This window comes from Desulfovibrio cuneatus DSM 11391 (genome assembly GCF_000430005.1).
Lineage (GTDB): Bacteria > Desulfobacterota > Desulfovibrionia > Desulfovibrionales > Desulfovibrionaceae > Frigididesulfovibrio > Frigididesulfovibrio cuneatus.
The window spans coordinates 13,868-33,353 of the sequence record NZ_AUCY01000018.1 but is presented as its reverse complement, the minus strand read 5'-3'; the positions used below and the strand labels follow the sequence as shown (position 1 = coordinate 33,353).

The 19,486-nt window shown below is 54.9% G+C and carries 6 protein-coding genes; 3 read left to right on the top strand and 3 right to left on the bottom strand.

Features of this window, described 5'->3' with window-relative positions:
- Nucleotides 1–197: 197 nt before the first annotated feature.
- Nucleotides 198–536, bottom strand: coding sequence for an acetolactate synthase small subunit (ilvN, locus tag G497_RS0105335; RefSeq protein ID WP_027187386.1), 339 nt, complete (start codon nt 534–536; stop codon nt 198–200).
- A 300-nt stretch (nt 537–836) separates the two neighbouring features.
- The gene (gene ilvB, locus G497_RS0105330; RefSeq protein WP_027187385.1) at nt 837–2,513 is read right to left on the bottom strand and encodes a biosynthetic-type acetolactate synthase large subunit; all 1,677 of its coding nucleotides are present in this window, start codon (nt 2,511–2,513) and stop codon (nt 837–839) included.
- 633 nt (nt 2,514–3,146) lie between these two features.
- On the opposite strand from ilvB, the gene G497_RS16875 reads away from it, so the two are divergent.
- The 3 genes from G497_RS16875 to hisF all read left to right on the top strand — a co-directional run bounded on the left by G497_RS16875 (nt 3,147) and on the right by hisF (nt 6,478).
- A complete protein-coding gene (locus G497_RS16875) occupies nt 3,147–4,844 on the top strand; it encodes a M99 family carboxypeptidase catalytic domain-containing protein (protein ID WP_245576349.1) in 1,698 nt (565 codons plus the stop codon).
- A gap of 218 nt (nt 4,845–5,062) precedes the next feature.
- Nucleotides 5,063–5,692 carry an imidazole glycerol phosphate synthase subunit HisH gene (hisH, locus tag G497_RS0105315; RefSeq protein ID WP_027187383.1) on the top strand — a complete coding sequence of 210 codons (630 nt, stop codon included), beginning with the start codon at nt 5,063–5,065 and terminating at the stop codon, nt 5,690–5,692.
- Between the two features lie 3 nt (nt 5,693–5,695).
- Nucleotides 5,696–6,478 (top strand): imidazole glycerol phosphate synthase subunit HisF, encoded by a 783-nt coding sequence (hisF, locus tag G497_RS0105310; protein WP_027187382.1) that lies wholly within the window; start codon nt 5,696–5,698, stop codon nt 6,476–6,478.
- A gap of 191 nt (nt 6,479–6,669) precedes the next feature.
- Here hisF and G497_RS0105305 read toward each other — a convergent pair whose 3' ends face one another.
- A complete protein-coding gene (locus tag G497_RS0105305; protein ID WP_027187381.1) occupies nt 6,670–19,314 on the bottom strand; it encodes a Calx-beta domain-containing protein in 12,645 nt (4,214 codons plus the stop codon).
- Nucleotides 19,315–19,486: the final 172 nt, after the last annotated feature.

Genomic DNA, 19,486 nt, shown 5'->3' with positions numbered 1-19,486 from the left:
TTTGAGGCGGGGCAGGACCGAAGAGTCCAGCACCCGCCTCAAAAAAATCTCGTGCCTTGCCAAACGAAAAACTGAGCGTTTCCCAAAGCCCGTTTTTATCCGTCCGGCAAGGCGCAAGTGTTTTTTATAGGGGGGGTGGGCTCTTTAGCCCTGCCCCCCTGTAAAAAACATGAAGCAACGCCGCCAAACGGAAAAAATCAGCGTTTTGGCGTAAGGTTGGCGGCGGTGGCCTCCCAAACATCCATAAACGCGGCAAACCGCTGGAAGGCATCCACCCCCCCAGGCCAGGTGGTCACCTCAAACACATCATGCAGCTTGCTTGTTTGGCGCAGGGCCTGCTCCAGGCGGTCATCTTCATGTACCAACAGCCACACCCGGCTTTTGTCTGTGCCGGGCATGGGCATAACAAAAATACTTTCCACGTTAAACGCCCGGCGGGCAAACATACCGCAAATGTGGCTCATCACCCCTGGATGGTTCAGCACCGTAAGGCGCAGGGCCACCAGGGGTGTGTTATTTTCTGAAGTAGTCGTCATATTGCCTAACTCCTTTCTTCCGCTCCTGGGGCGGGATAGATGCTCCGAGGCAGGGCTCGTTTCCTAAATAACGTCATAGGGATGAAAATGGTGAGTTTTTTTGCTTGGCAAGGCGCGAGTGTTTTTTACAGGGGGTGCTCTTACCGGATGAAAAACTACGTTTTTACCGATAGCACACTATAGGATTTTTGCTCTCTCGCAAGGAAGGTAAGTCGTGTATGAAGGAGTGTACGCTTTGGTACATGACTGAAATACACGACGCCACCTGACGTAGCGAGAGGGCAAAAGGGCATAGTGTGCTTAATTGCCGATCATTTGAGTATTGGCCGCCCCTGGCAAAACCTGCGGGTACACATTCTCCTCAGCTGCCACCGGCACCCGCACCAGGGCCGGGCCGGGGCGTTCCAGCGCTTCCTGCAAGGCTTTTGCCGGGTTCTGGCTTGCCCCAAGGTCCACGGCGTACCAGCCAAACCCTTCCGCCACCTTCACATAATCTACCGGGCGTTCATAACGCCAAACGCCTGTGCGCCCTTCAAACAGCAGGTTTTGCATTTGCTGAATAAGGCCAAGGCCGCCGTTGTCAGCCAGAATCACTTTAACATTCACGTCCTGGTCTGCTGCCGTTGCCATTTCCTGCAAGTTCATAAGCAGGCTGCCGTCGCCTGAAAAGCACACCACTGTGCGCTGTGGAAAGGCCAGGGCTGCGCCAATGGCGGCAGGCAACCCAAAGCCCATGGTGCCTTGCCCGCCGGAAGTAAGCCACTTGCGGGGGTGGCGTATGGGGTAAAACTGGGCCGTGCGCATTTGGTGCTGGCCCACATCGGTCACCACAATGGTGTCTTCCGGCACACGCTGGGCCACGGCCCGCACCATGCCATAAGGGGTAGTGGGCTTATCTGCACCGGGGGTGTGCAGGGGGTGCGCCAGCTTAAGGGCTGCCACCTGGGCCAGCCACGGGGCACGGGCCTTAGCTGCATCGGCAGGCATATGTTCCAGGAACCAGCGTAAACATGCACCAGCGTCTGCCACTATATCAATGTGGGCTTGCCGGATTTTCCCCAACTCGCTGGGGTCAATATCAATGTGTACAATTTTTGCTTCTGGGCAGAAGCCCTGCACAAGGCCTGTGGCCCGGTCGTCCAGCCGTGCCCCCACCACCAGCAAAAGGTCGCACACATCAATGACCATGTTGGTGTAGCGTGCGGCGTGCATACCAATAAGGCCAAGGGAAAGGGGGTTTTCTTCCGGCATGGTGCCAAGCCCCAGCAGCGACATGGCCACAGGGGCACCCATGGCTTTTGCCAGTGCCCGCACTTCATCCACCGCACCAGCCCCCATTACGCCCCCACCAGCCATAATAACCGGGCGCTTGGCAGAAAGCAGCAGGGCAAGGGCCTGTTGCAGGGTTGCTTCCTGGGCCTGGGGGTGGGGCGTGGCTGTGCCGGGTTCCGGCCATGCAGCAAATTCCACGGGAGCAAGCTGAATGTTGCGTGGAATGTCTACCAGCACCGGGCCAGGCCTGCCAGAAGCGGCAATGCGGAACGCTTCAGGAATAACCTTGAGCAACTCTTGTGCACTGCGTACCAAAAAATTGTGTTTTACCACAGGCAGGCTCATTCCATAGGTATCTACTTCCTGGAAGGCATCGGTGCCCAAAAGGGGGCTTGCCACTTGCCCGGTAATGCACACCACAGGCACAGAATCGGCACGGGCATCTGCCAGGGCCGTAAGGGTGTTGGTGGCCCCCGGGCCGGATGTGGCAAAAAACACGGCTGTTTTGCCTGTGGCGCGGGCCATGCCCTGGGCCATAAACCCTGCCCCCTGTTCATGCCGGGCCAGCACGTGGCGAATGCCGCCGTGGCGTAGCAGGGCGTCATACAGGGGCAGCACCGCGCCGCCGGGAATACCGCAAACCACGTCTATTCCTTGTCGTTCAAGAAGCCGGATAACAAGGTCCGCGCCTTGCATGGAATACATAGAGCCTCCTTGGCTTGACCCTTTGGGTTGCATTTCCAAAGTGCCTGGTTTTCCCGTGGTATGCCAGCGGGGTCAACAAAAAACCCCCCGCCGGGAATGCCGACGGGGGGTTCTGTATGAAAATACACTAATCCCGCTACGGCATTCCCGCTAAAACACAGACGACAACAAGAATCAGCCCAAGAAGGCTGTTCTGCAAAAGTGTGCTGTGTAGGGAAATGGAGGAGAAGGACATACTGTGTGGTTCCCGAAAAGTAGGTTGGCGTGGTAAAACAATTTTGAGCAAAATGCATTGGCCGGAGTATATCGGTCAACGTGTTTTTGCGTAAAATAACGCTACGGTTCTTGGTTTAATTTGTCAAGTCCCCAGGCTTCATGAAAGTAAAAATTGTTTCATAGGGATATGTTTTTCAGCTTGTTTTGACCCATACCACGTGGGATTGTGCGTGTGGGGAAGGGGGCAGGCAAAGGCTATTCCCGCGTGGTTGGTGCTGGGGCCATAACCCCAAAAACAGGGCCACCGGGGCATGGGGAAGCTTTGCAGGGTTCTCTTGGAATTTTGCATAAAATATGGCACTGTATAAACGCACTACACGGTATTATTCCTTAAAGGAGCGGCATACGCCACCGCACATGAAACGCACGCACTTTATATTATTGGGTACTTTCCTGCTTGGTGCAGCATTGGGCAGCGGTGTTACCTCCTATTGGAGCAGCCTGCGTGTTGAAACGCTCCTTTCTTTTCTGCCAGCCTCCCTCCCGCAGGGCAGTGCGCCTGTTGCTGATGCAACCCAACCCAGCCTACCCCGCCAGAGTGAAACAGCCTCCCCAAAATCACCAGCCCTTGCTGCCAGCCTTTCGTCCCCCCAGGCCCTAACCAGTCAGGCCGGGCAAGGTACCGTTGTGCCCACCGCTCTTCCTTCCTCTGTGCTGCCTTCAAAAGCGATTCCACAAGCAATGGTGGAAAATGCATTAGCCCTGGCCACCGGGCCGTTACCTACCCTGCCTTTTGCCCCTTCGGCTTCTTCGTTTATTCTGCATAAAATGGGTGCCCCTGGTGGCCCCACCCTGCTGGTTGTCGGGGGCATTCAGGGCGACGAACCCGGCGGTTTTTCTGCCGCAGCCTTAATTGCTTCGCATTATACCATTACCAAAGGTGCCGTGTGGGTGGTGCCAGACCTGAACTTGCCCAGCATTTTGCTACGCAACCGGGGCAGTTCCGGCGACATGAACCGCAAATTTGCTTTCCTCAACACCACAGACCCGGACTACGCCACCGTGACCCGCATCAAAGAAGTGCTTACGGAAAGCACCGTGGACCTGGTGCTGAACCTGCATGATGGCAGTGGCTTTTACCGCCCCGCATTTGAAGACAAGCTACATAACCCCGGCCGCTGGGGACAAAGCGTGATTATTGACCAGGAAGACATGAGCGCCCCGCGCTTTGCTAACCTGCAAGGCATGGCCCAAACCGCTACGGAAGATGCCAATAAAAAACTGCTCCACCCGGAACACCGCTACCACCTGCGCAATACCCATACCCGCCAGGGCGACAAGGAAATGGAAAAAACCTTGAGCTATTTTGCGGTGTGCAGTGGCAAACCAGCCTTTGGGCTGGAAGCCAGCAAAGAATTTTCCACTGAATACCGCAGCTATTATCACCTGCTGCTTGTGGAATCGTTCATGCGGCAAATGGGCATAGAATTTACACGCAATTTTACCCTTACCCCGCAAGGGGTGCTGGCTACCCTGAATTCCAACCTTATGCTTGCTGCCTTTGATAGCAAGCTGGTGCTGCCCCTGGATAATGCCCGGACGAGCTTAAGCCTGTTGCCTTTCAAACAGGGGGAAGCCCCTGCCCTGCAAGCCAGCAAGCCCTTGCTGTTAATGGTGCCGGAAAAAGATGGTACATGGCGGGTGGCCTATGGCAACCGTACCCTGACGCGCTTCAAGCCGCAGTTTATGGAATTTGACAATTCCCTGCCAAGCCTTGGTATGCAGTGCGACACCGCCAGCCCCGTAACTGTGCCCCTGGGCAATGTGGTGGGGGTGCGCGATTCGTTTACTGTGACAGTGCCGGAAGGCTACCGGGTAAATGCCATTGGAGCGCGTAAGGAACAAAACGGCACAGAAGCCGGGGTGGAACTGTTCCAGAAAGATTTTTTGCCCCAATACTCCCTGGATAAAGACGGCAGCACTTACCGCGTGGAAGTGTACAAGGGGGAAGCCTTTGCAGGCATGGTGCTGGTGCGGTTTGGGGAAACAGGGCATGGGCCTTCAACTGGCGCATTAACTGCTACGTCCGGGCCTGAGTCTGTTCTTGGCTTCTAATCCATGGTCTTTTGTTCTTACAGTATTTCACTTGGGGGACGCTGTCCCCCAACCCCTGCAAGGGGAATGATTCCCCTTGACCCCCATTAGCGTTCAGTTCTTCGCGTAGCGAAAAACTGAACGCCGATGTGGGGTTCCAAGGGCATCATGCCCTTGGCGGAGGGGTTTGGGGAGGCAGAGCCTCCCCAAAGAAAAACAACAGCCTTAAAAGGAACCGTATGATTGCCATACTCGACTACGAAGCAGGAAACCAGACCAGTGTGCGCCGCGCCCTGGAAGGCCTTGGCATTCCCGCCGCCATTACCCGCAACCCGGAAGAGCTTGGCGCTGCTACAGGCGTTATTTTTCCTGGTGTGGGTGCTGCGGGGCAAGCCATGGGCATGTTGCAGCGCACAGGCATGGACGCTGTGCTGCGCACCTTGATAGCTGATGGCAAGCCCCTGCTGGGTGTGTGCCTTGGCTGCCAGATTATGCTGGAGCGCAGTGAGGAAAATAATACTCCCACCCTGGGCATTGAAAAGGGCATTTGCCGCCGTTTTGACCCTGCCCTGAAGGATGAGGAAGGCCAGCCCATCATCATTCCCCACATGGGGTGGAATAGCTTGCAAGCCAAGCAAAAAAGCACGTTGCTGGAAGGCATTCACCCGGCAGCGGAATTTTATTTTGTGCACAGCTATTACACAGAACCTGCCCCGGAACTGGTAATTGCCACCACCACCCACGGGGTGGAATTCTGTTCCATTTACGGGCGTGAAGGGTTCTGGGCTGTGCAGTTTCACCCGGAAAAGAGCGGTGCCGCCGGGCTGCGGCTGTTGCGTAACTTTTATACTTACACAGAAACGAGGTAGCCCATGCTGAGCAAACGCATTATCCCCTGCCTGGATGTACGTAATGGCAAGCTTACCAAGGGCGTGAAATTTCAGGGCAACGTAGACATTGGCGACCCTGTGGAAACTGCGCGGCGCTATTATGAAGAAGGGGCCGACGAAATTGTGTTTTACGACATTACGGCCTCTGCCGAGGAGCGCGGCATTTTTCTGGACGTGGTAGAGCGCGTGGCAGAAGCCATTGCCATTCCCTTTAGTGTGGGGGGCGGCATTGCCAGCGTGGCAGACATGCGGGCCGTGCTGGTGGCTGGAGCTGAAAAAGTTTCCATTAACTCTGCGGCGGTGAAAACCCCGGAACTTATCAGTAACGGGGCCGAGGCCTTTGGTTCCCAGGCCATTGTGGTGGGCATGGACGTAAAACAGGTGCCCCCTACGGCGGCCATTCCTTCGGGCTATGAAATTGTTATTCATGGCGGCCGTACCCACATGGGCATAGATGCCATTGCCTGGGCCAAACGGTGCGAGGAGCTGGGGGCAGGGGAACTGTGCGTGAATTCCATTGATGCCGACGGCACCAAGGCAGGCTATGAACTGACCCTGACCCGCACCATTGCCGATGGTGTGCGCATTCCGGTTATTGCTTCCGGCGGGGCAGGCTCGCCCCAGCATATGTATGAAGCGTTAACCCAGGGGCATGCTTCTGCTGCGCTTATTGCTTCCATTGTGCATTACGGGGAGTATACTATTCCGGTTATTAAAGAATATTTGGCTGGCAAAGGGTGTAAAGTGAGGCCTGTAACGGGGTAAGGGGTTTGTTGTTTGGCAAAGCGCTGGAGGGTTGTGTGGCGCTTGCGCCGCAACGGCTTGTGGTTTTTTAACTCTTTCGCTCTGCGAGGGTTCTTGCGCCGCAAAAATTGTTAAGTCATACCAAATCAAAAAAAGCGCTGTGTTTTCGCACAGCGCTTTTTTTATTGCAGTTATTCCGCTAAGGCCAACCCTTACCCAGCCTGCCCTGTAAGCAACGTCGTCTGAATAAGCATTTGTATTTCTGTTTCATCCGGTGCGGTGAAGGTGCAGTATTCAAACTGGTTGCCTTCCAATTCCACCGTGCTGCCTGTGCGGAATAAGGTGACGCTTTCAAGCACAACTTCTGTGGTTTCGTCGCCGCTTATCATGGCAACGCCGCCTTTTTCGTGCAGGGCATTCAGGCCATCAGCATCAATGTGCAGTATTTGCCCGTCGTGCAGTGCTATGGTGTCCATGCCGTTTTGGGTAAAGGTGGCAAGCTCCAGCACGCTGCTTGTGTTTTCCCCTGTCAGGGGTTCGCTCTGGCTGGCAGTGGGGGCATACACGTCTGTTTCTTCCGTTGCCGTCATGGAAGCCGGGGCCATAAGGCTGCTGGGGGCAGGGTAGCCCTGCATCAAGGCTTCGGCAATAGCTACTGTGGTGCCGTTGGTGTTGTGCACAAAGTTGGCCCACCCGTCTGCCAGGCTCTCGTATGTCCAGTTGGTATCTACATCAACAAAATTCACCGTGTCGTTGGCATCGCCCGTAATGATGTAGTGCTTGTTGGCCTCAAAGGTGTTTTCATCCACATCAAGCTGGTTGGCACCGTGGTCTGTCAGGCTTATGCCTTCAATGTTGGTGAGCTTGCCTGCGCCCAAGTTCGTGAGATTAATCCAACGATAGTCTTCCTCAAAGGAAACAATGTCATGCCCTTCACCTCCATCTACTTTGCCAAAGTCAAGGCCTACAAAGGTAGTGCCTGCATTGAATCCTTTCAATGTGAAGGTGTCGTCTGCGCTGGTGCCCAGCAGGTAATCAGACCCGGAGGTGTTGGTAAGGGTGCCGGGGGCGGTCATCTTGAGCATGTCAAAGCCCACAAGCAAACTCTTGCCACTGGCATCTTGAAACAGTTGCCCGTTAGCGTCTACCCCTTGGTATGACCAGTCGTTGCCTGCCAGTTCAAAGGTGTCTCCAGCATTGCCTGTTACGGTAAGGGTGTCTACCCCCATGTTGCCAATGGTACTTGCATCCAGGCGCAACAGGTTGTTGCCATTACCAGTCAGGTCTATGGTGGCAATGCCGCTTATTTGCCCGGCCCCAAGGCCAGTCAGGTCAAGGGATTTATCATCCTGGCTGGCGTGGGCGTCTATGCGCAGGGTGTCGTTACCACCGTTGCCGTGGATAGTGGCAAAGTCTGCTGCCGTAATGCCACCAATGGTGTCGGTGTCAATAATGGAGAATATCTCATGAGCACTGGTGCCTTCCTGCGCCCTGGTGAGGCCCTCCTGCACATGCAGGAACTGCCCGGCGTTGTTGCTGTACACATAGTAGCCGTTATCCAGCCCGATGTAGTTCCAGCCTGTGCCTTTCAGTTCAAAGGAATCTTGTGCCGTGCCGTACACCGTCAAGGTTTCGTTGGCAGCAAGGCCCATGTTGGTTAACGTGTTCTCGTCCAGCACAAGCCTGTTGTTGCCAGCGCCGGAAAGGTCAATGATTTCCACACCGTTGATTTTGTTTGCGCCAAGGTTGGAAAGGTCAAGGGTTTTTCCGGTCTGGGTTGCATCCAGGGCCAGTAAGTCGTTGCCTGCCTTGCCATCAATACGGGCAAAGTCGTTACCGCTGATAATGCCGTTGTTGTCTTTGTCCACCAGTGCAAACGTATCATTGCTGGGGGTGCCCTGGTACAACTGGTTTATGTTGCTGTGTACTTTTAGGGTGGCCCCGCCCAGGGTGTAGGTGGCATAACCGTTATCCAGCCCGGCAAAAGCCCACGCCCCTTGCAGCACAAAGGTGTCGTTGGTGTCGCCTTCAACCGTTAAGGTGCCGGAACCAAGGCCCATGTTGGCCAGGGTGTTTGCCCCAATAACCAGGTTATTGCTGCCAAAGCCGTCCAGTTTGATGGTGTTTATGTTTGTAATTTGGCTATTGGCAATGCTGACAAGGTCAAGCACCGTGTCGTTCTGGCTGCTGTCCAGGGTAAGGGTAGTCAGACCAGTTTTCCCGGTAATGGTACCAAGTTCATCGGCGGTAATGATGCCGCTTGCGTCTTTGTCTGGCAGGGCAATGGCGTCTGCAACCACACGGCGCATGGTGCCGGGAAGTTCCACAAGGCAACCGTTGGGGTCGCGGTACTGCACGTTGCTGCCGTTCTCCCCGGCAAAAGTCCAGGTGCCTTGCAGTTCAAAGGTGTCTGCTGCGTCGCCTGTTACGGCCAGTATACCGCCATTGGCAATGCCCATGTTGGTAAGGGTGCTGGCATCCAGAATAAGGTGGTTTGCGCCTGTGCCTGTAAGGCTAATGGTTTCAATGCCGTCAATTTCCCCAGTGCCGAGGCCGGAAAGGTCAAGGGTCTGGTCGGTGCTTGCCAGCTTGAGCACATCGGTGCCTGTGCCGCCGTCAATGGTGCCAAAGTCGTTAACGGTAACGGTGCTGCTGTTTGTAAGGCTGTGCAGTATGAATGTGTCATTGTCTGCATCGCCAAACAGGGCTTCCTGGGCGCTGCCGTTATACAGCGTGTCGGTGCCAGCGCCACCGTGAATGGTGTCGGCCCCGCCGCCGCCGCGCAGTACGTCTGCCCCGTCGTCGCCGTTAATGGCCTCGTTGCCAGTGCCGCCAGTAATGGTGTCGTTGCCAGTACCGCCGTTGTAGGTGCCGGAACCAGTGCCACCAGTAATGCTGTCGTTGCCAAGGCCTGCGGTAATGGTGTTTACCCCATTGCCTGCGGTAATGGTGTCGTTGCCGTCGCCAGATGTAATGGTCAGTGCACCGGGGTAGTCTGCAAAGTTAATGGTGTCAGCCCCTGTGCCCCCATTAATGGACAGGGTGACAGAATTGTGCACATACAGTTGTTTGCTGGCATCAGCACCCCACTGCAACACGTAATAGTCGCCGTCTGTGCTGGCATACTGCCAGTTGGCAAAGGTGTTTTCCGTGGTGTTGCACAGTTCCAGGGTGTTGCCCCCTTCCACATACAGCCTGTTGCCTGTGTCCGTGGTTGCAAGGGCCTGGAAGGCAGCTCCGTTCAGGCGCAGAATGCTTCCTGCGCTCTGGCTTAAATCCAGCACTTCAACGTTTTTAATATTGGCGTGCAGGCCGGTGGTAAAGTCCATAACCAGCCCGGCTGCGCCTGCAAAGCGCAGGGTGTCGTTACCTGCGCCGCCATCCACTTTGGTGATGTCGTCTTTGTCAAAGGTGCCGTTGGGGGTGCCTGCGTCATTCAGGGTAATAACGTCGTCACCAGCACCTGCGTTGACTATGTCTTTGCTGCTGGTGCCAGCCGTAATGGTGTCGTTGCCGTCTCCTGCTTCCACCACAAAGCGGCCTGTGCCCTGGTTGGCAAGGCTGGCCACGTCAATGGCATCAGCACCTGCCGTGCCGTTCACCACAAGGCGCACGCTTTCATGCACCAGCAGTTCTTGGCTGCCGTTTGTGAGGCGGTAGTAATTGGCCCCGTTTACTGTTTCAGGCCCCGTGGCGGTCCAAGTTTCGGCATCGGTCAGGGTAAAGGTGTCACCTTCATTGCCCACAATGCGAATGGGGTTTGTGGTGTCGCCACGCTGGGCATTAAGCTTGGTCACAGCGTCAAGGTCAAGCAGCACGTTGTTGTCGCCCGTGCCGGTAATGTCCAGCACTTCAATGCCGGTAATTTTGGTGCCGTCCCAGCCTGTAAAGCTTAAGGTTTGGCCTGTTCCGGCAAGGGTTATGCTATCCACTTCGGTGTCGGTTGTGCCGTTGCCGCCGTGAATCGTGCCAAAGTCGGCTGCCGCAGCCACAATGCCCGTTTTGGGTTTTACCACAAAGGTGTCGCTGCCAGCATCGCCAAAGTATTCGCCCTTGGCGTCGTTGTTCACGGTGATTGTATCGTTGCCACCGCCAGCGCGAACAACGTCTGCGCCGCCGCCGGCATCAATTTTTTCTGCCTGGCCGGAACCCATAATCCACTGGGCATTGCCGTTGCCTGTGTACGTATCGGTAACCTGCACTTCCAGGGTGGCATTGCTGTTCACAATATTATAGATGGCGTTGCCTGTGAGGGCGTCTGTGTCTGCCACTTCAAAGGAAAACCCGTTAAATTCTGTGAACTTGTCGCCCTTGCTGCCATTTTTAATGGCAGTGGAATCGTTGTCCACCGTGTAGGTCATGTTTCCATTATCATCAATGGAAAATGTGCCGTATCTGCCCTGAATGGTTTTGGCCACGGTGCGCAAGGGGTCGCCATCGGCATCGGTGTCGTTGTGCAGCACATCAATGGTCCAGCTATCGTTGCCGGAATGCGGGGCCACCAGAATAACCACATCGTCCGGGTTCGTCACCGGGGCATGGTCGTCGTCAGTAATGGTCACCGTTGCCTTGCCACCTTCGCCGCCTGCTTCGTTGCCATGCACGTTGGTAATTTCTACCACAATGCCTTCTGCCGGGCTACGTTCGTCAATTTTGTCGTTGACCAGGGCATCTTTTTTCATAACCCATGTAATGGAATTTGCCCCAGCCGGAATGGTTACGGTATGGGTTCCAAAGACATTGCGCAGGTCATCGGCGCTCAGGCCATCTGCCCGAATGCCGCCCACGGTAAAGGTAATGGTAATGGGTTCCGTGGCGGTAACACCTGGAGGCAAGGAAAAAGTATAAGTAATAAGTGTATCTGTGTTGCCTTCCACTCCGTCCCATTCGTTAACGCTGGTTTTGTCCGCAGTAACGGTAATGCTGTCTCCATCACGGGAATCTTCCAGGGTAATGGCTGCGGTGTCTTTGCCGCTATTAATGTGCACTTCGCCGCCATCCACATGGTCTATGGTAAAGCTGAAGTTTTCGTCCAGTTCGGTGGATTTGTCGTTATTGAAGATGCCAGCCAAATCGAGGGTGGCCTGAATGTCACCTTTAGGAATTTTTACTTTGATGAACCAGCAGTTTTCCGTGTTATCCCAAATGGCGGTAGCCCCGCTAATGCGGGAAAAGTCCACATCCAGGGGGGAAGCCGGGTCGTTGGTACCAGAAACCTTGGTGCTGCCTGCGTTCACACGCAGGTATACAAACACGTCTTCCACGGCCGGGCGGGTAAGCACCAGTTCAAAGGTGGGGGCATTCACTCCGTCTTCCGCCACGGTAGCACTGCCATGGTCGAAGGAAATGGTGGGGCCGTCCTTGACTTCTTCAATAGTGGTTTCCACAGGGTTCGGGTTTTTGCTGAATCCTTGGGAAATATCGGCAATTTCCACCTTGAATTGTTCATTCCCTTCCGAAAATTCGTCGTTGGGCAGTTCCACGCTAAAGGAATAGCGCCATTTCTGGGTTGCGTTGTCAAAGCTCCAGTTGCTGTCGCTTGGGTCAATATACAGCGTGTTCACAGGGGTATAGTCCCCCGGTGTGGCCCCGTTGCTGGTATACGTTAATTTTACCGTGACTAGTTCTGTGGGTTTGATGGCGGTATCAAACTCCAGGTAGTACTTAGCGGAAGTTCCTTCCTGGAATGTGCCTGTGCCTTCCTGCCCCAGGGAAACTGTAGGGGGGGTGTGGCCATCGTCAATAACGCCAGTGGCAGAGTTGCCAGACCACGCCTTGCCCTCTGTTCCCACCACGTTAATGATGTAGCTTTCCGGGCCTTCATAGCCGTCGTTTTCTTGCAGCCCCAAGGTAAAGTTCAGTACGCTTTGCCCTGCAGGCAGGGTGACGGTGAAGAGCCCGCGGGATGGGTCCAGCCAGGTTATGGCTACGCCATTGAGTTCTTTAATATCTGCGGTATTAAAGCCAGTGTTGAGCCCTGAAATTTTCAGGGTAACGGTGGTTGGGGTGTCAATGGAACCATTGGTCACTTTCAGGCGGAAGGCCGCGTCTGCGCCTTCTGCATCATGCGAGCTATTTCCGTTTACCTTTTCCACACTCACTATGGGCCGGGTGGTTGTGCTACCCCAATGTTGTTCAGCTTCTGTAATGCAGGAATCCTGGTCAATAACGGTTTCAGAGCCAGTGGCAGACTCTGCCTGCAACTGGAAATAATCATACTGACCAACTATTTTGGGCACGCTGAACGTAACTTCATTTTGCTCTGCGGGAATGGTAATCTTGTAGTAGGTACCATAGGCGTCCACACCTTTTGTCAGCCCCGGGATAAGCCCTCTGTCAATAACGTTCCGGTTGCTGTCGTACAGGCGGAAAACCACTTCTGTAGGTTCTGAAACGACCCTGTCTGTGGTAAGGCGGAAATACACCTTGTCCGTGTCCCCGCTGTCACTGGGTGTATAGGTTTCCGGCAGGTCAGCGGAGCTTCCCCAGCTGCTGCTGCCATCAGCGTTATAATCCTTTACTTCCAGGCTTATTTTTGGCCCGCCCAGGGGTTCGTCCACAATGGTTGTTTGCACATCGTCAAGGTTGGTGTCTATGTGGGCTTCGTTGCCTGTTACCTTTTCAATTTTGGTGATAAAGGTGCAGTTGTTTTCCGAAATATCATCTGCCTGAATGGGCAGCTTGAAGGTGGTAAATGTACTGTTGGCTGTCACCGTAATATCAAAGGTATAGCCCGTGCCGGACTGCTGCCAGTTGGAAAAGGTCAGGGTTGGGTTCAGGGCTTCCAACTCTGCCAGAATGGCAGCAGAGGTTGTGCCTGCAAACAGGTCGGCAAGGTCAAAGCCTTTAACTCCCGCTGTTCCGGTTGGTGCAATGTCCAGCTTAATGGTTACCGTTACATCTTCTTGGGAAATGCTGCTGAGTTTTAAAGTGAAATCTGCCTCACCCGTGCTGCCAAATTCCGGTTCCAGAATGTGCCCAGGGCCGAACAGGCTTACAGCAGGGCCTTCCAGTTTTGCCTCGGCGCCGTGCCCTTCACTCCCCACGCCTTCCACGGGTTGGTTGTTGCCATCTTTGGGCCAGGGCTGGGTGTCGTCCACAATAACGGTGGTCACTTTGTTGTCTTGCAGGGTAGGGGTGTTGTAGCGCACCTCTTGCCCTGTGGCATCATCAATCCACACATCAAAGCTTTTGTTTTCTTCGGTCAGGTTGTCGTCGGCAATACGTATGTCCACAGAAGCACTGTTGGTGCCTGCCCGTATAACCAGGGTTTCCTGGCCGGGCAGTAGTTCGTAGTCTACCCGTTCTTGGGCCTGGTTGGGTGCTCCAGGGGTTGGGCCAAAGCCCAGGGTAATGGTCACATCTTCGGTAATCAGGCTTGGGTCAATGGGGTTGCCGTGTGCATCGCACAAAATAACCTTGTAATTGGCATAGCCGCCACTTTCACTGATAAACCCGGTGCCCACCAGCTTCAGGAAGGGGCCGTCGCGGGTTATGTTGGTGTCGTCATCTGCAATAACGGTGCTGGTTGAGCCTTCCCCTGATTTTACCGTGGCTTCGCTGCCGGGGGCTTCAGTGCTGGTAACCACTGCCACAGAAACGGTAATGGTTTCAGGGCCTTCTGTTTTGAAGTCGTCCACCACATTCACAGGAAAGTTGAAGCTGCCACCATTCCACCCGGTGGGCACACGCACCAGAATGCTGCCGTCGCTGGTACGCTCAAGCAGTTCAATGCCCTGGTCTGCAAGAGCATCCCACAAATCAGCAAAGTCGCCAAATTTGGCATCCACACTGTTGCTCAGGGTAATGCGCAGGTCAATGTCTTCCACAGGCACAGGGTAGGTGCCGCCCAGGGAAATAGTATACTCTATGGCATCGGCCTGGCTTTCCTGGGCGTTTGCGTCGCCGGTAATGGAAATTTCCGGGCCGTCCATGTTGTCTGTAAAACTGCCGTTGGCGCTGGAAGCATTGGTGTTTACAAAGCCTTCTCCGCCAATAACGTCGGCAATTTCCATGGTAAAGGGCACAGTGCCTTCGCTTACCTGATCGTTGGCAATGGGCACCTCAATGTTCAGGGTTGTTTGCCCTTTGGGAATGATAAAACGGAGTGTTTCAAAATTGTCTTTGGAAGCTCCCGTGGGGCGCAGAATGACTTCCACGTCTTCGTCTGCTGCCTGGGAAAGGAATATCTGGAATTTTGCTACTCCTTCTTCTTTCACATTGGAAGCTGCAATGGCCCGAATGCCCACCTGTACGCCGCTAGGCTCTTCGTCAATCTCTGTAGTGATGGTGTTTTTGTCTGTAATAATAGAAGCTTCGTTGCCGTGAACGTCACTAATTTTCAGCTCAAAGCCTTCGTCTTCCAGCTTTTGCTGCTGGCTGCCATCCATTACCGGGTCGCCGTTGGCATCGTAAACCGGGCGGTCTTTTTCCGTAAGCAGGTCAGGTACCGTTTTTACGGGAATGTCAACGTGGTTTTCCCCTTTGGGCACATAAATGGTCAGCTTGCCGCTGCCACTGTCGTATGTGGCTTTATACTTGGCGGGAATGCTGGCAAGGTCGAAGTAGAAGTCGCCTCCGGTGCCGCTGCCATAAGTAGCGCCCCCAAGGCTTTTCACATCAATGGTGACCTTGATTTCTTCCCCGGCTGCCTGGGGGGTGGTGCCATCATTTCTGTCTAGCAGTTCCAGGCGGTAGGTAATGGTGCTGCCTTGCTTGCTGGCGTTGTCTTCCATTACGGAAACGTCGCGGTCTGCCACAGGGGTGTTGCTGGCATCCAGTGCCACAAGGCGCAGCTTGGGCCCGGTACGCAGGGAAGGGTCGAGGTTTGCATCGTCGGTAATGGTTACCGTGGCGCTGCCGCCCCCGCTGGCAATTTTCGCTTCACTGCCATTGCCGTTGGTGCCGGGCACAATGGCTACGTTCACGTTGAAGCTTTCCGGGTTTTCGGTGAGCACATCGTTCACCACTGTTACCGGCACCTTGAATGCCCCAAGGGCAAAGCCCGCAGGCACCCGAATGGTAAGGGTGTTGTCCCCATTGGCGGTAGCGGTAAAGCCCGCGCCGTAGTTGGTTGTGAGGTAATTCTGTACTTCTGCGGCGGTGGGCCACTTTACGTCAGCATTCGTACCCGTAAGGGTAGCCCCCCCGGCGGAGCTGCTGAACGACAGCTTCAGGTCAATGGGTTCAGAAGGCGTGCCGTTCACGCTAATGGTGAACAGCGAAGTGCCCTCGTTTTCTTCCATGGCGGGTTTGTCTGCTGTGATACTAATTTGCGGGCCGTTGCCGTCGTCAGTAATGGTGGTGGTGGCTTCTTTTTGGGCGTTATTAAGGGTGGCTTCACTGCCCGGTGCATTTACCGAAGGGGTGCCAAGCCCAAGCGTCACCTTAAAGCTCTCGTTCGCTTCCGCCAAGGTATCGTTCACAATGCTGGCATTCACGCTGAACGAGCCACCGGCGTAGTTAGCTGGTACGCGAATTGTCAGCACGCCATTGACATTGCTGACAATGCTGAACCCGGAAGGGAGCGAGCTGAGAATGTCTGCATTGTCGGGCCATTTCACGTCTGTGCCAATGGTGGCCCCGTTGGTTCCTGTGGGGCTTAAGGTCAGCACCACATCAATGGGTTCCACGGAGGCTTTAGTCAGGTTGACAGTATAGGTAGCAGTGCCTGCTTCCGATACGGTTGTGCCACTGCTTGTAAGGTTGAGCACAGGGCCGTTCATGACGTCTTGCAAGGTGCCCGTGGCCGTACCGTTGGTGGGGTCGGCAACGGCTTCAGCCGCAGCGTTGCTTGCGGTTTCCACCTTGTCCACGCTTACGGTGTAGGTTCTGTTGCCTTCCTGCTTGTCTGTATTGATGGTGGGCAGGCTGTAGGTAGCGGTGGTGCTTCCGGCGGCAACCGTAACGTTGTGAGTGGTAATGTTCCCGTTGCCGTCATTCAGCTTCAAGGTAATGGTAACAGGCTCAGTAAAGGTTTTATCCAGGGTAATGGTGCCTGTTACGTTGCTGCCTTCGTTCACCGGGGTGGCGTTGGTGGTGAGGGAAACAAGGGTTTCCCCATCAGCAATGTCGGTTTCCACCGTGTCTTTGCTTTGCAGCACGGTGCTCTCGTTCCCATCCACAGAATCAATTTTCAGGCTGAAGCCTTCACCCGTTTCTTTAATGGCATCGCTTAACGTAATAACAGGCAGGCTAAAGCTTGTGGTGCCTGCGGGCAGGTGAATGACCAGTTTCCCGGTAATGTTGTCGAAGGTGGCGGCGGAGTCAATGGCCTGTATGGCTGCCCAGTCCAGCTTATAGTCGGTGCCGTACGCAGCCCCGCCCTTGCCGGCAAGGGTAAGGGTAACGGTAATGGTTTCTTGTGCGCTATAGGCCTGGGTGGTGTTTGCCCGGTCTACCAGTTCCACTTTGAAGGTAATGCCACCATTGGTGTTGCCTGCGCTGCCGTCTTCATTCACCACGGCGTGGCGGTCGTTGCCATTGGTACTTACATCCCCTGTGCCAGCCACAAGGCGCACCAAGGGGCCGTCGTAGTTTGCCGGTACGTCGTCTATGCGTGTTGCGTCTGCTGTGCCGTCGGTTCCGCTTACATGGTAGTTGTCATTTGCCTCAGCTGTTCCACCATCAGGCACAATGGTTACGTTCAGGGGCTTGTTGCCTGTTTGCAGGTGGTCGTTGGTGCCCTTTACCGTAATGGTATAGGTGGTTTGCCCTGCGGGAATGGTGATGCTGGTGGGCAGGGGGTCGCCGTTGAGCAGCTTGCAGCCGCCAGCAGCGGTTCCAGTCCAGTCCAAGGTAATGGGCAGGCCGCTTGGAATGCCGGAACTCAGGGTAAAGGTAAAGGTTACCGTGCCGCCGTCTTCGCTGAATGACGCGGCCCCGGCTTCCACGGAAACGGTGGGAATGTCGATAATATCGGTTTCGATCTTCTCCGGGTTATGGGAAGCTTCATTACCTGCAACGCTTTCCACCCTGATGTTGATTTGCTCGCTGGCTGTTCCGGTTTCCACAGTGGAATCTGGGGTAAGGCCAGTGGAGAAGTCTATGGAGGTGCCTGTCCAGCCGTTGGGCAGGGTAATGGTAAGCTTGCCTGTGGTGTCGTCGTAAGTTGCCGTTATTCCATAGGTGGAAGCAATGGTAGAGGCTAATGTGGTGCCATCAAAGTTGGTGTTGCCTAACAGCGCTCCATTTTTTCCGGTAATTTCCAGAACAATGGTGGTGGTGCCGCCAGTAAGGGCAAGGGTTCCCCCGCGTGGTGTGAGGGAAATGGAGTAGCTTTGGTCAGCATTTTCCAGCACAGAGCCACTGCCCTGGGTAATAGCCACAAGGGGCCCTTTGGGGCCGGGTACGTTGAGATTGGTTATGAAGTCGTTATATTCCGGAGTGCCGGGAACAGGTGGCACCCAGCCGTTTTCCTGTGCCACTTCGTCTGGCACAATGGTAACTTTGCCGGTGGGGCTGGTGGAAAGGGTGTAGCCGCCGGAATCCACCAAAGTGTATTCAAAGGTGTGGGCAGAAGATCCACCTAGGGTGTCAATAAGTGGCACCTGGAAGTAGAAGGAGGTTACCCCAGGGGGCAAGTGAATGGCTATTTTGCCGTCGCCAAGCCAGGTAATGTAGGCTCCATCAATGGGGAGGGGTTCTGAAAATGCAGAAAAAAGGGTGTTAGCGGCGGGGTACACCTTCCAGTCTTCAATAATATCGCCCACACCTAGTGTTCTTTCGTAATGGGTGCCTGCCACGGCATTGCCGCCAATGGACAGAATAAGAGGCTGCCCCGTGGTGGGGGCGGAAAGTTGCAACCGGCACTGAATGCCAAAGGGGTCGCTTTCCAGCACTTTCTGGTTGTTGGCGAAGTAATAGCTGCCGTATTGCAAGCCAATGGCAAGGGTGGGGCCCGTGGGGGCTATGGGAGCCGTGGGGGTGCTGGGCACCACAATCGGAGCGCTTGGGGGCAGCACAGGGAAGAAGTCGGCTGAGGATGCGTTGTTAGACCAGTTCCAGGCATTGCCATAGGCCAGCATTCGGCCAATGGAACCTACCAGGCTGCCGGAATAGTCGCTGTAGTTTGATATGCCGCTGCCGAACTGCCCCAGTGAGTGGCTAAGGCCGGAGTAGCCAAGGCTGGTCATGAAATTGTTCAGGGCACCAAACAGGCTTTGTATTTGTGCGCCGGAAATGAACGCAGGGCCGCCTTCCACATGGTTGGCCCCGGAAGCGGATAAGAAGGCCGTGTCGGCCAGCACGAAAAAGCCGTTCAGGGGGCGTGCGCCCGGTTCATCGTTGGCAAAGGTTTGCTTGAGTTCTTCCTGAATTTCGTCGGGGTTTACAGAACGCGGGTTGAGGGGGCCGGGGTTGTCCTGGAAAATGGTTACCCCTTTAAGCGATTCGGCAATAATCACCTGGCGGCCGTCGGGCGTGGTAATAACCACGGTGTGCCCTGTTTCCATGTTTACCACGGTGTGCACTTCATACTTCATGGTAATGTGGTGCAGCGTTTCCGTACCGCGAATGCCTACAGTACCAAGAGGGGAGGAAAGCTTGAACGCTTCGGGGTTTTGTTCCACCACCTTGCCGGAAACAGAACGCACCAAGCCGTCCAGCATTTCCAGGGCAAAGGAGGGGGGCGTTTTCCCCTGCGGGTCGAAGGCGAAGTCTTGCACAGCGATTTTTGTAGAAGCGCCAAGGGAAATAACGGCATCGTCTGCAAAGTGCAGTTCCAGTTTGGAATCAGCACTGGTGAGCACCGTATCTGCCACAAATACGGGGTCACCTTGCTGCAAGGCTACTTTTTGGCCATTACGTTCAACATATGCCTCACCAGATATTTGGCTGACTGTAGCAACGGAATTCATACTTCTTCTCCACCGGTGTTGTTTACCAACGTACCGTAGCTTGAAGGCCTGATGATATTTTCACCTGAAACTGTCTTTGAGGCGCTTGTTTGTGCAGAGTGCGAGCATATGCAGGCACAACAAGCCGCTTGGCAGCCAGGGTATGTGGTATGCACGTGCGCGGGTTTGCTTA